Origin of the sequence: Pseudarthrobacter sp. NCCP-2145 (assembly GCF_023708005.1) — a bacterium.
In the GTDB taxonomy this organism is placed as follows: Bacteria; Actinomycetota; Actinomycetes; order Actinomycetales; family Micrococcaceae; genus Arthrobacter; species Arthrobacter oxydans.
In genome coordinates, this window is record NZ_BRCG01000028.1 from 21975 (window position 1) to 36079 (window position 14105).

Below are 14105 nucleotides of genomic sequence, written 5' to 3' on the forward strand. Positions count from 1 at the left end.
GCCCCATGGCGGGGAATGCATGGTTCTAGATTCTGGTGGGTGGGAATAGCGCCCCCGGTTGGCAGGTCCAGTTTCGTTTGCGGGTCTTGGCCCCACCCCTAGTTTCGGCTTGTGCCACTCGCTTCACTAGCTTACACTTACAGCACTTAGAGTCAGTTGTAACAATAGGAGTGTGAGTGTCCGGATCAGCAGATGAGGCAGCCGATGTGCTCCGCGACGCTATCGAGGGCGGAGGGGACACCATCGAGGTGACGCTCAAACTCCCCGTGCGCACCGCCGAGAAGGTGCTTGCACTCCTTGAGGCGGAGAGCGTGTCCGGCGCCGTCGTCGTCCCAGTCAAGGACCTTTACAGTACGACCGAGGCAGCGGCGATGCTCGGCGTCTCGCGCCCCACGCTGATGAAGCTCATTGAAGCCGACGAGATCGTGGCTGAGATGGTCGGTACGCATCACCGGATTTCGGCCGAGGAGATCCTCGCGTACCAGCGCGCCCGTGAGGTAAGTCGCGGCCGGGCGGCGGAGGCCATGTCCGAGTTCACGAGCCGCGTGAGCGCCGGCGCTCGGAGCAACGTGACGTTCCGCCACCGAGCGGAGAAGGCCCGGTGAGTAGGACTGAGCTGGACCCGACTGAGTTCACGCAGGCCGAGCGACGACTTTTTATCGACACGAACATCTTCATGGACAACCACTCCCGCTGGACCGGTGGGCTCAAACGGCTGTTCGAACGGACCGCCCCGACGATCGTCGCGCAGAGGAACCCGATCGTGGTGCCGACGAAGGTCGTGCGAGAACTGGAGAAGTATGCCGGGAAGCACTCGTCCCGCGTGGTCGAGGAACAGGTGGAGGCCGTCCGACGATCCCGCATCGCCCTGACCTTCCTCGAAGACGCCGAGACGAAGGGGCTCGTCCGCACCGACCTCGGGGATGACTCCGCGCGCTACGCCGACGACAGCTTCCTCAGGGTCGTGGACTGGGCCGGCGACCGCTACGAGATGTGTGTCGTCACTGATGACATCACACTGCAGCTCCGCATTCGGCTCCGCTCGGCACAACTCGCGCGGAGACTTGTCGCTGGCACGCTTACGAGCGACGGCTTCGTGGTAATCGAGGACGACCAGACACTCTACGGGCGCTGTGCCATGAAGCTGGACGCCAAGCAGCAGAAGGTCGACGATGGCACCGCGACCTTCGCGGACCGGCAGGACGTCGACGAGCTCAAGGAGCTTCTACCCCAGGTCCAGGCGGCCTTCGGACTCCAGTCATGGGTGAAGCGGGCACCACGAACCGCGGGGCAGGGGGTGGCTTCGCACGGCCTGGCTACCGCGTCGATTTCGGCGGGCCATGTAGCCAAACCGTTCTCCAAGTCCGCTCGTTTTCGCGGCCCCGATCAGCCGCTGTCTGCTGTTCAGATTCCCAGCGAGGGCGAAAGCATCATCTCCCTCAACCTCGCCGGCCAGGAAGTCGTCAGACTCGGCGCGCTCCTCGGCGAGGGCGGAGAAGGTCGAGTCTATGAAATCGAAGGACAGCCAACTCGGGTCGCGAAGATCTTCGACAAGGACAGTCGGACCGAACATCGCCGCTCGAAGCTCGACCTGATGTCGTCGCGAGGGCTGAGCCGCGAGGGCGTCGCGTTTCCGATCGCAACGCTCGCTACGACCGACGGAGACTTCCTTGGCTACATAATGCCGCGCGCGAGTGGCCGCGAACTTCAGCGAACTGTGACGAACCCTGGGCGCTTCAAAAAGGCGTATCCCACTTGGACGAAAAGCGACTTGGTCGACGTCTGCGTTTCGTTCCTGGAGAAGGTCTCCTACCTGCACTCGCTCAACATCCTGGTTGGCGACATCAATCCGAAGAACGTCATGGTCGACTCATCGAAGGTCGTGTGGATCATCGACGCGGACTCGTGGCAGCTTGAGGGTTATCCGTGCGCCGTCGGGACGCCAATGTTCACGGCCCCGACGGTCACCGGAGAATACGCCTCCCGACTCCGCACCATGCAGGAGGAGAACTTCGCAGTGGCGACGATGCTCTTCAACATCCTGATGACCGGCCAATATCCGTATGCGCGCACCGGGGCAGACACGAGCGATCCGAGCGATCTGATTGCCGGAGGTAAGTTCCCGTACCAGTTCCAGGGCGCTTCGGACAGAGATCAGCCCGAGGGCAACTGGAAGTTCATGTGGAGCCATCTGCCGTTCCCCGTGAAGTCGCTGTTCTGGAACACCTTCCACCGCGACGGCAAGCGCTACGAGCGGAGACCGAGTGCGGCAGAGTGGCTCCAGGCGTTCCGTGAGTACAGCGCGTTCTTCGGCGGCCCCGATGACTTCGACCCCATGTCGAACGAGGTCTACCCCTTCCGCTTCCGAGCATTCCGCCCGGACACGCCAATCCGAGACTGCCCACAGTGCGAACGACCCAACGCGATCGTGGGGCAATGGGACGAGGACACCCAGTCCTATTACGAGCCGATGCTCTGCTACGACTGCAATCAGACCAAGACGACCTGTAGCCAGTGCGGGAAGCGCAAGCCGGCCAACGCGCTGATCTACGGCGGCCGCTGTTGGGATTGCTACCAGAAGAGCGACTATGCGAAGTGCGCCAACTGCGGCAAGGAAACCCGCACGAAGTACCTCGTCAACGGACTCTGCTCCAACTGCCAACTCGTCGCTTGCAGCGATTGCCGTACCCCCACCGCCAAGTCGCAGCTGACCTATGGGCGTTGCCCGGCATGCCAGACGAAGCAGGCGACCCTGGACCCGGCCCGCCTGTGCACGCGGTGCGGAAAACCATTCATCACATACGGCAATGTCGCCTGGCATCAACGCAGCTACAAGCCCGTACCCACCAGCCACAAGTTCTCCGATCCCGCCTGCACTGCCGCCGCAGCATCTCGAATCTCCCAGTCGAGTTCCTCCAGGACAGCGACAGGATCTGGCACCTCGGCAACCGCCCGGACTGGAGCCTCGCGGCCACAGCCGCAACCAGCGGCCGCTGCCAAGAAGGGCCTCTGGGCGCGTATCGCTGACTGGTTCTGGAACTAGACAACAACACGGAAGGAACACTGCAATGGCTCTCAAGATCGGCGCCAACGACCTTGTCGAGAACCCGACTCCCCGCGTCCCCGTGTCGCTCTGCATCGACACGAGTGGCTCGATGATGGGCGACAAGATCCGCGAGCTCATAGAGGGCGTGAACCTGTTCTACGACGCCATCGACGAAGACGACGACGCACACGACGCTGCAGAAGTCAGCATTGTCGAGTTCAACTCGGCGGCCACGCTGATCCAGGACTACGCGAGCATCGAGCGACTCGAACGAATCGAGACGATCGACCCGTCCGGCCTGACTTTCCTCGGCGAGGGCGTCAATCTTGCGCTGGACACCCTTGAGAAGCGGAAGTCCGTCTACTCGGGCAGCGGCGTCCTCTGCTACCAGCCGTGGCTCGTGCTCATGACCGACGGACAGCCCAACGGAAGCCCGGCTGAGCTTGAACGAGCAGTCCAGCGCGTGACCGAACTGATCGCAGCCCGGAAGCTGACAGTCTTCCCCATCGGGATCGGCAAAGACGCCGACATGGCAGTTCTAACCCGCTTCAGCCCGGTTGACCGCCCCCCGCTACGTCTGCAGGGACTTAAGTTCAAGGAGTTTTTCGAGTGGCTCTCCAAGTCGGTCTCCCGCGTGTCCCGGTCTACTCCGGGCGATAACGTGAAGCTCGACCTGGAAGGACTTCGCGGCTGGGCGGAGCTCTAGTTGTTCAACGAGTTCCATCACCAGGTGCGGGGTCGAGGGCACCAAGCCGAGGGCACCCGAGGACAGGACCGGACCGCATACGCTCGTCGCGCTGGTATCCAGGTGCTCTGCCTCGCCGACGGCGCTGGCTCGGCAGCATACTCGGAGTATGGGGCTCAGTCAGTGGTCCACGATGGTTGCGATCTGCTAGTCGAGCGCTTCCATGACTTTGCAACCGGCGACGATGCCGGTCAAGCGAGGCAGGACATCGTTGAGCATCTCCGTCGCGGTCTCGCAGAGACTGCGGACAAGATCGGCTGCGAGGTTGCCGATCTGGCATCGACGTTTCTGGCGGTCGCTGTGTCGGAGGACCGATTCGTGATCGCCCACGTCGGCGACGGCGTTGTTGGGTATATGAAGCACGGCGCGCTGAGGGTCGCGTCGGCCCCAGACAACGCAGAGTTTGCCAACGCCACGACCTTCATCACTTCGAGCGAAGCGGTCGCGTCGCTGCGGCTGTTCCGCGGCTCCCTGGAGGGGGTGTCCGGCTTCATCCTCATGAGCGATGGAACGAGTGCCAGCCTGTACGACCAGCGATCGGGGCAGCTCGCACCCGCATGCGAGAAGCTGATCGCGATCACGGCCACCGCACCGACCCGCCACTCGAAGAACCCTGAGTACAAACGGCGTCTGAAGCGGGCTATCAACACTCAGATTCGCGCTGCGACCAAAGACGACTGCTCGATCGGCATTTTCGGGCGGCGGGGGTACGCAGTCGGCCCCCGTTAGCTCATCATTCTCAGGGAAGGATCCTCCAGCAGGGCTGTGCAGGCGACTTTGGACATTCAGTGCAGACGACTTTGGAAACTGACACTCGGTCTCGAGAAGTGTCTTAGCGAGTCTGTCTCACCGTAGCTTCTCACAAGCCCTCGAGGCTTAGAGAGACACCCGTCTGTGCGTGTGCGGATCGTGTAGTCCCAGTTATTTGCTTCACCAACCTCGGCGGAGTCACGTACGGCGCAGCGCCGGTCGACCAATCGGTTACGTGGCGGACAAACGGAAAGACCCTGATGGGCTAATCGACGCCTGTGCACAAGGAGACCCGGGCGCTGATCGGACCAACTTCATCAGTTTTTCCGCTCTGGACATGTACAGAGCGGGGGCGTTCAATGGAAGCTGGGGCGCCTGATGCGCTCCGGTGGCAGCTGTCAATGGCAGCCACGCGTGCTGTCCGCTGCAAGGAGGGGGCGGTATGGACCAGCAGAAATCGCAAGAACAGGGGCCAGCTCAGGTTGCGGCCGAGGCATTCGTATCGCTGCATCTACCGAGCCACCTGACGCTGGAGAGGCTCATCGTAATAGTGGCCGTCCGACGACGGCGTCGAATCGAGATCGAAGCCACGACGATCCTCAACGGCACGTCCGTCTGCGGTCTCTGGTTGTCGACCGATACTCGGGAAATCATTTTGCATGCCGTCACGGACTCAGCGCTCCATAGGCAGCAGTTCATCCTTCACGAACTTGGACATATGATCCTGCGCCACGATGAGTTGGGAATTTCCTCCGACTATGCAGCCAGCCTCTTTCCAAATCTTGACGGAGAGATGGTGTCACGAGCTTTGGCACGGAGCAGCTTCGTCGACGATCTGGAGGCCGCAGCTGAGACTCTCGCAGATCTTCTTGCCGGCGCTATCCGCGACAGCACCATGGAGCCAAGGTCATTTGAACAGGTTTTCGGGTGATCCAGGCAGTCACGGCTGCAGTCATCTGGGGCCTCGTTCTGTGCTTACTGCCCGGCGCGCGCACGAGGAAAGATCACAGCATCCTCGTTGCCGCCGTTGCAATTGCAACCGCGCTCTCCTTGAATGTCGATCCAATTTATCTCACGGGTGATCGAGCCCTCGGCGGCCACAACCTCCTGGATCTTCTCGCGAACATTTTGATGGTCGTGGGAATCTACTTCCTTTCCCAGGCGATCCTCCGGGCCGCAGAGCTTAACGATGCACCTGTGCGCAGAGACCGTCGCGGCCTCCTAATTTTGGGTCTGGTCTCCTTGGGGCTGGTCCTTGCCTTCCTCCGCGTTGAAGCGCCTGTGTCCTCAATGAGATTCATGCTGGATTACGGCGACCAGCCTGCTGCCGCTCTCTATTCCGCCATCCAGTTTGTTTACATCGGGGTAGTCGTCGGCGTCACCGGATACGTGTGCTTTAGATTCCGACGGCGGATGGCCGCTTCCTACTTTCGCGTCGCCTTCACCCTCATCGGCATTGGCTGCTTCCTGGCTCTCGTCGTAGTGTTCTCAGTCTTGGGAATGGACCTAGCCCATCTTGGAGGAGACCTGTCGACCATGCAGCAGTTGGCGGCTATCTACGACACCAGTTTTGTCGGGGCGATGTTGTTCCTGTGTGCTGGACTGGCCCTGCCGCCAGTAGCGCGCCGGATCGTTCAGCGAACGCAACAGAGGACCCAAGCTGGCCTACTCGAAGACCTCACATCCACTTGGGAGAAAGCGACAGTTACCCGCAAGGATGGACGCCTGGCGACGCCCGCCGGAGTCATCGAGCGGGGAGACCCAGACACGCACAGGCTTCATCGGATGCTCGTCGAGATCGAGGACGCGCTCCTGATGGATCCCGCTGCTGCTAAGTTGCTGGACGAAGCTGATTTTCAAACTTTGACTCGAACCGAGAATTACCTCGCTTCCCATAGGGACACGCAGGGTGGTCGAATGGGCATGGCGCGACGGGGGAGGGGGAAGAACCCAAGTGGCAGATGATGCCGTAGAACCCTCGGAGTCGCCGCAGGCCAGGCTCGCTCGCAAGATCACTCTCTTGCTGGATTTGTATGAGTCCCGAGGAACAGGGCTCTTGTCCTACAGGGAAGTCAGCGAAGCAATGTCTCAACAGGGCACGCCGTTGTCGCGCTCAAGGTGGGCCTACATGCGAAGCGGTGATAGCTCCCTGGCTATGGACCAGGATTTGCTGCAGAACCTCGCGGCATTCTTCGGCGTGGATCGCCGGTACCTTCTGGATGACTCAACAGAGATACCCGACCTAGTGGAAGCTCAGCTCAAACTCCTAAGGTCGATGCGAGAGGCTCGCGTGAAAAATTTCGCAGCAAGGCAATTGCAGGACTTGTCTCCCGAAACGCTGGCGCGACTTAGGGACGTCATTGACAAGCATGTCAGGAGCGAAGATGAAGACTCCTAGAATGCTGCGCCTTCTCACCATTGCAGCCGTATGCGCATCTTCAGTGACGTTCTTGGGAGCTGCCTACTTTGCGCGTCGGGTGGTTGTGCCAAGCACTTCACGTCGGGAGGATCTTTCCATCAGGAAAGTCTTCTCCGGCGAGGATGGATCCCTGAGGATTGAACTGCCAGCGACCCCGTTAACGATGGCGCCTGGCCGCTACAGCTTGTGGTTCGGCAACGGCAAGGGCCACGCCTGCATAGGGGCTGTAATAGCCGAGGACATCAACGGGGAAGCGGTGACTCGTCTCGTGGAGCGAGTCGACTCCGGTGACCTACACGCGGCCACCGCCGGCATCTGGAGCGGGTACGCGTACTCCAAACCCGAGCAACTGGGTCTGCCTTTTGAGAACGTGGAGATTCAGGTCGACGGCGGCATGGCACCCGCATGGAAATTCGCGCCCACGGACGCCGGTCCGGTGTCTTCGACATGGGCCATCCACGCGCATGGAATGGGTGGAAAACGGGCCGGCGCCCTGCGCGGTGTTCCTGTTGCGAGCAGACTCGGCATCACATCGCTGGTCGCGTCATTCCGTAACGACGGCGAAGCGCCGCCGTCGAACGATTCCCGGTACTCATTGGGCCAGAACGAGTGGTTGGATGTCGAAGCAACCATTAGGTACGCCGTGGACCATGGCGCCGAGCGGATCGTATTGCTTGGATGGTCTCTGGGCGGTTCGATGGCTCTGCGTGCAGCAAATCTTTCAGCCCACTCTGATCGGATTGTCGGCCTTGTGCTCGTGGCTCCCGTCCTAGATTGGGCCGAGACTCTGACGTCTAACGGGAGTGCCAGTGGGTTACCTAAAGCTATCGCCAGGGCTGGGCTGAGCTTGTTGGGTTCGAATGCGGGCCGCTGGGTCACCGGGCTCAAGCAATCCATTGACCTCTCCGCGCTGGACTGGGTTACCCGCGCTGGTGACCTCAAGACACCGACCCTCATATTGCACGGGATCGACGACAAATCAACACCGGTCGCAGCCTCTGAACGATTTGCAGAGCTACGACCCGACCTCGTTCAGTTGGTTCGCTTCGATGTTCCGGGGCATTCACTCGAGTGGAACGCTGATACCGAGAAGTGGGAGTCGTCCGTTACTCGGTTCCTAAAGTCGCTGCCCGCTGACTGAAACGTGGCCGCAAGGTCAGCAAGCTCCCTTTCGACCATATCCAACCGCGCTTTATACGTTCCCGAACCCAGGATGACGATGCCTGCCTCGCATAGAAGACTGAGGTGTTTGCGGACAGAGGAAGCAGAAATGGTGAGGGCTGCAGCGACCTCACTGCAGGTCGCCGGGCCATGGGTGATCAAATAGCGAATGAGGCGGCTTCGCGTCCGGTTCATCAAGATGTTCGCCATGGAGACCACCAGGTGACGAGGGAATCTCTTGTAGCCCGCTGTAGACGGGTCTACAGCAGAACGATACGCTCATCCACATACGGATGGAAGGACGAAGCCGCGCTTGTTGCATGTGGACTTGGCCAAGGCAATACTGGGCAACAATTAGTGACTCGCTGACGATAGTCATGTCTGGTCTGGGAGGTGAAGCGTGGCTGGAGACGAAGAAGATCACAAAGGCGTGGAACTGTCTCCCCAAGCCGAACTTGCACGCCGCCTAAACCTGCTGCTCGACGTCGTCGTTGCAGAGCGAGGACAACCCGTCACGTTTCGCGAAGTTCAGCAAAAGCTGGCGGAGAAGGGCTTCAAGCTTTCCAGAGCCCGCTGGTTTTACATGAAAGACGGCACAGGCAGGCTGGTGAGCGACCCGGCGCTACTAGGCGCCCTGTGCGACGTTTTCAATGTGGATCCGGATTATCTGATGGGCAACGACGCCTCAGATCTGCCCGAGCGCATTGATTCCCAGCTTGAGTTTGTGAAATCTCTCCGCGCTGCGAGGGTGAAAACTTTCGCTGCTCGGACCCTTGGTGACGTGTCGCCCGAGACGCTACGGGCGATCACAGAGTACTTGAATAAGGACATCAGCCGTCGGCCAGAAGGGGAGAGGGCCGAGGCCAGTCCACAGTTGGACGCGGATGAGGCGCCGAAGCGCGAAGACTAAACGTCGGGCTCATCTTTCCAACTCACTGCGGCTACTTTTCCAGTAAGTACCTGAGGTGAGCGTCGAGCAGTTCCTTGATCCGGACAGGGTTCGCCGAATACCGCGGTGACCGTCCGTGTCTACGTCCAGGCTCGACGTCGACCATCACCACGCCTGCCTCTTCGAGCGCCGCCAGGTGCTTTGCCACGCTGGGATCGCCCGCGCTGACAGCATCGACGATATCCCCGCGCGTCGCCGGCCCACTGGCCGTGAGGAATCGAAGTATTTCGTTTCGCGCCCGGTTGCCGAAGGTTGCGACGGCAGCCTCGACGTCGGCCGACCAGGCGGCGTCGTGAGGCTGCGTAATTCTCGGCATAAGGTCATTCTTCCCGAAGGCGGTGCAAAAAGTAAGAACCGCACTCTTGACGATACTTTAATTATCTTCGACAATAATTCCTATAGCTTCTTCTGATCGTTGTTGGATCTCCGCATCCACTAACTGGGGTGGCCGTTTGCGCGACTCTGCGAACTACTCGATCTGAACAGTCAAAGCGGTGAAGCCATGGAAATTAAAGCCAAGGCGTATCAATCTACAAAGGAACCAGAGACGGTCGCTCACGTTGACGTCTCGTTGCGAAGCACACCTCCGCCGGGAGAACCCGTCATCCAGATCGACCGGATCATGGTCGCGGTTGATGGGGTCCACCGTTACGTCACTTCTCGGCTCGCGCGGATCGGGCGGTCCTGCGATGTGGACGATGTCATGCAGGACATCCGGGTCGCCGTTTGGGACGGGGTTGCGCGGGGACGCTACCGGGAGCTGCCTGGCATCCCGTTTGAAGCGTGGGTCCAGGGTGTCTGCAATAAGATCTGCGCTGCCCATATCCGGCGCGAGCTAAGCCATCAAACATTGCCCTTGCTTGTTGACTTCACGACGATGGAAAGCTCACCCGAGCTTCTTGCTGTCGTCCATGCTGGGGCGGCAGGAAACGACGTCGAGAACTATGTTGATCAGGCCTGGGCACACGCCATGCTGGGCCTGGTCCAGCGCAGCGTCAGTGAGGAAACCTGGAGGCTTGCCGTATCCAGCCTCACGGGGCCGAGGCATTACGGACCTCCGTCTCCCAAGGACCGGCGTCGATGGCATGCCGTAACCGTCGTTCGGCAGACGGCAAGAACAATCAACACGGCATTGAACTGCCACCCCGAACCCGGATTGGGCGTCGACGATCTCTGCCGGTGCGCTGCCAACTGCCTTCCCACAAACGTCCTTCGGAGCGTCGCGGAAACCATAGTCCGTCCAGGCCTGCGAGGAGTGGATAGATCCGTTCAGATGGCTGCTCTAGCCTGTGAGCTCGGCGTTACCGAGAGGTACATCGCGGTGAATATCGGATTTGCCCGGCAGCTGTACCAGGCAGCTTGGCGCGTGCTCCAGCACGAAGTGCATCGACCGGCTGTCTAGGTCTTGGGTTTCGGACATCGGGTTGCACTATGCATTGGTTCCGTAGAGTTGGCCCTCGGGAGTGGGTGGCGACAGGGCTGGTTGCCCTGCTCATGATTAGTGCAGCCTTCCTACTTTGGCCTGCAGAGAGCCCCAGGGGACGCGTCCCGCCGACCACGTCCGCAACCGTACCTGCACCGGCGAAGCCATCAACCAATGCCACTGCACCAGGCACTACGTCCGGTGTTCCTGACGAGCCAGTCGTTACGGCGGAAGCAACGCCGGATGGTTTGCCACGTACCCGCGATTACCGGGCGCTCGCTGCAGCGGCAGCCAAGGGAATCTATAGCTGGGACAGCCGGTGGTCGTCGTACTCGGATGTGTATGCCAAGCTGCGGTCCTGGTGGGAGTTGCTGCCTGATGAATCGAATCCCTTATCTGTACTGGTTCGAGAGTTTGAAGGGACAGGCGTGACAGCGGGGACGTTCACCACCCTGGCAGAGCAGTCCGCTCGCCGAAGCGGCACCGCCGTGTCCGTGCGCTGCGATCTCGAGTTGGCCAAGGTTCAGGAGTATCCGGCCCCGTGGGAAGGCCTCCACGTGTGCACGGTGACGGTGCAAGTTGTGGACGAGACCAGCAACGGCAAAAGTGCCTATGCGGCCCCTGTCACGGTCATGGTCAACTGTCCTCCTGCCACCACCGCTCCATCTGATCGCTGTGCCATGGTCGCCTTCTACGCAACCGCAGAGAGAATCGTTTACTAGTGGCTGCACTGGTGGCCGTCGCAGGGCTCGTGCGGCGCCGTGCATTGTTGAAGGTCGTATCAGCGGCCGCTTTCCTCGCTCTGCTTTTTGGTGCAATGGCATTTGCCGGAGGCGTGGCGGCGCTAACAGGTATGGCGCGCCAATCTGCAGTTGCCTGTACGCCAGCGGGAACTGAGGTGGCCACTGCCCATAACGTCACTGGTGCTGGCTTGGAAGTTCGGAATGCTGGGCGCTTGCTCTACGAGCTGACGCCTCGGCAGGAGAGCGTTGCGCGGACATACATCGCGGTCGGCAAGCAGCTTGGAATACCGCGCTCCGGGCAGATCATTGCCATCATGATGGCGCTGCAGGAGTCGAGTCTGCGCATGCTCGCGAACCCCAGCGTGCCTGCTTCCCTGCATTTCCCCAATGACGGCGTTGGACGTGACCACGACTCGATCGGTTCGGCCCAGCAGCGTCCTGCGGCAGGCTGGGGGACAGTTGAGCAGTTGATGGATGCTTCCTATAACGCGCGGGCCTTTTACGGTGGGCCGTCGGGACCAAATCGCGGCAGTCCTCGAGGATTGCTGGACATTCCCGGTTGGCAGGCGATGGACAAGGGACTGGCTGCCCAAGCAGTCCAAGTCTCTGCTTTTCCTGAACTGTATGCGCGCTGGGAGCCGGCGGCCACGGCAATCGTGGCTGCTCTTGAGGGTGGAACCGCTCCTGCCTCCTGTACAGATTCCACGCCAGCGCCGCGTCAAGGGGGATCTTCCCGTAACTTGAGCCAGCAGCGTCAGGACATTCTGAGGTTCACGCAGGACGGTCTAGGCGGCAGATATGTGTGGGGAGGGACTGCCTTCAAAGCTTGGGATTGCTCCGGCTATGTGCAGTGGATCTACAGGCAAGCCGGAATCGAGTTGCCGAGAGTAGAACAGTGGCGCGTTGGCGTTCGAACAGAAGATCCCCAACCAGGAGACCTAGTAGTTCAAAATCCACAGGGACCCGACAATTGGGGCCACGTCGGCATCTACGCGGGCGACGGCATGATGTGGAGTGCTTTGAATCCTGCTGTGGGGACGCTGCTGCATCCAGTGAGTTGGAACCCTGGTGCGGCGTACTTCGACCTCATTAGGCGCTGAAGACCACTCTGCTATTGCGAGATGCAGCTTCATTCGCCCGATCGGTCGGTGTTCGGCTCGGTCCGTCATCAAAAATGGCCCAGATAATTTCGGTGGACCTTCCCGCGGATGAGGAAGACGAAGAAGACAAGTCGCCAGCTGAGACGGCAGCGCAGCGGGACCGCACGGAGAATGCCCGGACGGCCGCAAACGCACGTTGGAGCATGGATAAGGCTAAGCGGGGCACCCGTGGCGCGTAGGCCTATTTCTGAGGCTGAGCAAGCCCGCCGTGATGCTGCAGCGGCCGCCGTCACGGTGGAAAAGCTTCCGCGTGAACTCGTTGGGGAATCGGCCGTCTTCTGTGAACTGTTCCAGAAGGACTCACCGCACCGGCACCTAGCGGAGGCGCACACGGATTGGGTGCCGCCCAGGGATGAGGCGCGGCGCATGTGGTTTGCGGATCGGGGTATCAGTGTGAAGTACGCGGACCCGCGATACTCGGAGGCTCTTCAAAATGTGAAGCCCTTGACGGCGGATGAATGGATCCTCTGGCATAACGAAGGAAAGCTGGCTGCTGAAGAGTTGGCGCAGTTTACGGACGGGCTTCTGCCCGTCCGTAAACTTGAATGGCTTAGACGAAGATTGCTATGGGGATCACTTTAAATGCTGCGGCATCCTCCGTGAGGCCTAGGTCAAGGTTTATGTATTCGTCAACTCTTTCGTCTTCCCTCAGCTTTTCTTGGAGCTCTTCTAAAGCGTTGGGTTTCAGCCGGCTAAGAATCTTGTTGCGGTCCATCAGGGTGTAACCGTTCATGACCCGGATGACCTTGCCGAGGACGCGGAACTCACCGTCAACAAGCTTGTCTGTATCCCCGCCGCTGAACATTGCGCGGTCACACACGGTCACAGCATGGACGTTGAGTGATTTTGCCTCAGGGGCAGGAATGACAGTCCCGTAAAACTCTAGAGAAGTACCGTTTCTGAACTCACGCTGCGCTGCTTCAAAGAACGCTGCTGCCTGACTGCTGGCGAGATTAGCTTCATTGATAGCGTGTTGCAGCTCTTCCGGGCTCATGTCCGGACTTATGACCGCCTTGAGGTTGTTGGCATACGCATACTTTTGAACGATGTCGGCGGTTAGAACGTCGAGCACGCTAACAATGAAGTTCGGCTCGAATGTGGCTCGGTACTCCACAAAATCGCCAGGCTGCAGACTGTGATAGGACGCCGCATCGTCTACAACGGTCACTAGGTCCTTTCTCCGGAGCTCTTGCCTAACTCCGTGAAGAAGGTAGGCATGGTCAAACGTCATCGTGGTTGCACTGCCACTGGCCGCCTTGGACTGACGGGAACCTTCCCCAGTACCTTTCAGATTGACCAATCCCGGAATGCTGCCGCCAATGTCTGCAGTTCCCTTGAGGCCGTCAGTAACGTCGGATTGATCATTCGTTTGCATTTGGGTAGGTCGGCCACCAATGAACTGTTGGTAGAGCCCTTCCACAAAGGGAGTGTTCTGGTAGATCACGATGGTGTAGAGGTCCAGGTCATCTACTTCTAGCGGGTGCTCATACTCTTCAGCCATATGGGCAGGATATAAAATTCTTTTCCTGTGGATTCCTTGAGGATCCATTGTTAAGCTCCCGGCATGAAGCGCGGAACGATACTCATGGTCCTAGGCGTCATCATCATTGCGCTTGTCGCTGCGGCGAGGTTCTACGTTGGCACCTTCAATTTCTCTATGTTGGTGATGTTGCTCGCCGGTCTATTCGTGGCAGGATTGGACGCATCTC

14 protein-coding genes are annotated in these 14105 nt (G+C 59.9%); 11 read left to right on the top strand and 3 right to left on the bottom strand.

Annotation, left to right across the window (positions count from 1 at the left end; genetic code table 11):
• Nucleotides 1-176: 176 nt before the first annotated feature.
• The 7 genes from NFU08_RS19040 (at nucleotide 177) to NFU08_RS19070 (ending at nucleotide 8101) form a co-directional block, all read left to right on the top strand.
• Nucleotides 177-605: a helix-turn-helix domain-containing protein gene (locus NFU08_RS19040; RefSeq protein WP_251425460.1), complete on the top strand. Its 429-nt coding sequence runs from the start codon at nucleotides 177-179 to the stop codon at nucleotides 603-605.
• A complete protein-coding gene (locus NFU08_RS19045) occupies nucleotides 602-3043 on the top strand; it encodes a protein kinase domain-containing protein (protein ID WP_251425463.1) in 2442 nt (813 codons plus the stop codon). The genes NFU08_RS19040 and NFU08_RS19045 overlap by 4 nt, the downstream gene beginning before the upstream one ends.
• A gap of 25 nt (nucleotides 3044-3068) precedes the next feature.
• Nucleotides 3069-3752: a VWA domain-containing protein gene (locus NFU08_RS19050; RefSeq protein ID WP_251425466.1), complete on the top strand. Its 684-nt coding sequence runs from the start codon at nucleotides 3069-3071 to the stop codon at nucleotides 3750-3752.
• A gap of 24 nt (nucleotides 3753-3776) precedes the next feature.
• Nucleotides 3777-4520, top strand: coding sequence for a PP2C family serine/threonine-protein phosphatase (locus tag NFU08_RS19055; protein WP_251425534.1), 744 nt, complete (start codon nucleotides 3777-3779; stop codon nucleotides 4518-4520).
• 463 nt (nucleotides 4521-4983) lie between these two features.
• Nucleotides 4984-5472, top strand: a complete 489-nt coding sequence (locus tag NFU08_RS19060) for a hypothetical protein (protein ID WP_251425469.1) — start codon at nucleotides 4984-4986, stop codon at nucleotides 5470-5472.
• The gene (locus NFU08_RS19065) at nucleotides 5469-6506 is read left to right on the top strand and encodes a hypothetical protein (RefSeq protein ID WP_251425472.1); all 1038 of its coding nucleotides are present in this window, start codon (nucleotides 5469-5471) and stop codon (nucleotides 6504-6506) included. Before NFU08_RS19060 ends, NFU08_RS19065 begins: the two co-directional genes overlap by 4 nt.
• A gap of 434 nt (nucleotides 6507-6940) precedes the next feature.
• On the top strand, nucleotides 6941-8101 hold the full coding sequence (locus tag NFU08_RS19070) for a S9 family peptidase (protein ID WP_251425475.1): 1161 nt from the start codon (nucleotides 6941-6943) through the stop codon (nucleotides 8099-8101).
• Here NFU08_RS19070 and NFU08_RS21065 read toward each other — a convergent pair.
• Nucleotides 7993-8331, bottom strand: coding sequence for a helix-turn-helix domain-containing protein (locus tag NFU08_RS21065; protein ID WP_397426207.1), 339 nt, complete (start codon nucleotides 8329-8331; stop codon nucleotides 7993-7995). The two genes, NFU08_RS19070 and NFU08_RS21065, sit on opposite strands and share 109 nt — an antisense overlap.
• Before the next feature lie 190 nt (nucleotides 8332-8521).
• Here NFU08_RS21065 and NFU08_RS19075 point away from each other — a divergent pair, with 190 nt between their 5' ends.
• Nucleotides 8522-9031 (top strand): hypothetical protein, encoded by a 510-nt coding sequence (locus tag NFU08_RS19075; RefSeq protein ID WP_251425478.1) that lies wholly within the window; start codon nucleotides 8522-8524, stop codon nucleotides 9029-9031.
• Nucleotides 9032-9062: 31 nt separating this feature from the next.
• On the opposite strand, the gene NFU08_RS19080 is transcribed toward NFU08_RS19075, so the two are convergent.
• Entirely contained in the window at nucleotides 9063-9386 is a 324-nt protein-coding gene (locus tag NFU08_RS19080) for a helix-turn-helix transcriptional regulator (RefSeq protein ID WP_251425481.1), read from the bottom strand.
• A 186-nt stretch (nucleotides 9387-9572) separates the two neighbouring features.
• Here NFU08_RS19080 and NFU08_RS19085 point away from each other — a divergent pair, with 186 nt between their 5' ends.
• The 3 genes from NFU08_RS19085 (at nucleotide 9573) to NFU08_RS19095 (ending at nucleotide 12336) form a co-directional block, all read left to right on the top strand.
• Nucleotides 9573-10472: a sigma factor gene (locus NFU08_RS19085; RefSeq protein ID WP_251425484.1), complete on the top strand. Its 900-nt coding sequence runs from the start codon at nucleotides 9573-9575 to the stop codon at nucleotides 10470-10472.
• Between the two features lie 269 nt (nucleotides 10473-10741).
• Nucleotides 10742-11215: a hypothetical protein gene (locus NFU08_RS19090; RefSeq protein ID WP_251425487.1), complete on the top strand. Its 474-nt coding sequence runs from the start codon at nucleotides 10742-10744 to the stop codon at nucleotides 11213-11215.
• Nucleotides 11215-12336, top strand: a complete 1122-nt coding sequence (locus tag NFU08_RS19095; RefSeq protein ID WP_251425489.1) for a C40 family peptidase — start codon at nucleotides 11215-11217, stop codon at nucleotides 12334-12336. The genes NFU08_RS19090 and NFU08_RS19095 overlap by 1 nt, the downstream gene beginning before the upstream one ends.
• A 610-nt stretch (nucleotides 12337-12946) precedes the next feature.
• On the opposite strand, the gene NFU08_RS19100 is transcribed toward NFU08_RS19095, so the two are convergent.
• Nucleotides 12947-13897, bottom strand: a complete 951-nt coding sequence (locus NFU08_RS19100) for a hypothetical protein (RefSeq protein WP_251425492.1) — start codon at nucleotides 13895-13897, stop codon at nucleotides 12947-12949.
• Between the last annotated feature and the right edge of the window lie 208 nt (nucleotides 13898-14105).

Bases quoted from the DNA above. Each gene is read 5' to 3' on its own strand.
- NFU08_RS19050 (WP_251425466.1), top strand. From the start codon at position 3,069: ATGGCTCTCAAGATCGGCGCCAACGACCTTGTCGAGAACCCGACTCCC.
- NFU08_RS19060 (WP_251425469.1), top strand. From the start codon at position 4,984: ATGGACCAGCAGAAATCGCAAGAACAGGGGCCAGCTCAGGTTGCGGCC.
- NFU08_RS19070 (WP_251425475.1), top strand. From the start codon at position 6,941: ATGCTGCGCCTTCTCACCATTGCAGCCGTATGCGCATCTTCAGTGACG.
- NFU08_RS21065 (WP_397426207.1), bottom strand. From the start codon at position 8,331: ATGGCGAACATCTTGATGAACCGGACGCGAAGCCGCCTCATTCGCTAT.
- NFU08_RS19080 (WP_251425481.1), bottom strand. From the start codon at position 9,386: ATGCCGAGAATTACGCAGCCTCACGACGCCGCCTGGTCGGCCGACGTC.
- NFU08_RS19085 (WP_251425484.1), top strand. From the start codon at position 9,573: ATGGAAATTAAAGCCAAGGCGTATCAATCTACAAAGGAACCAGAGACG.
- NFU08_RS19100 (WP_251425492.1), bottom strand. From the start codon at position 13,897: ATGGCTGAAGAGTATGAGCACCCGCTAGAAGTAGATGACCTGGACCTC.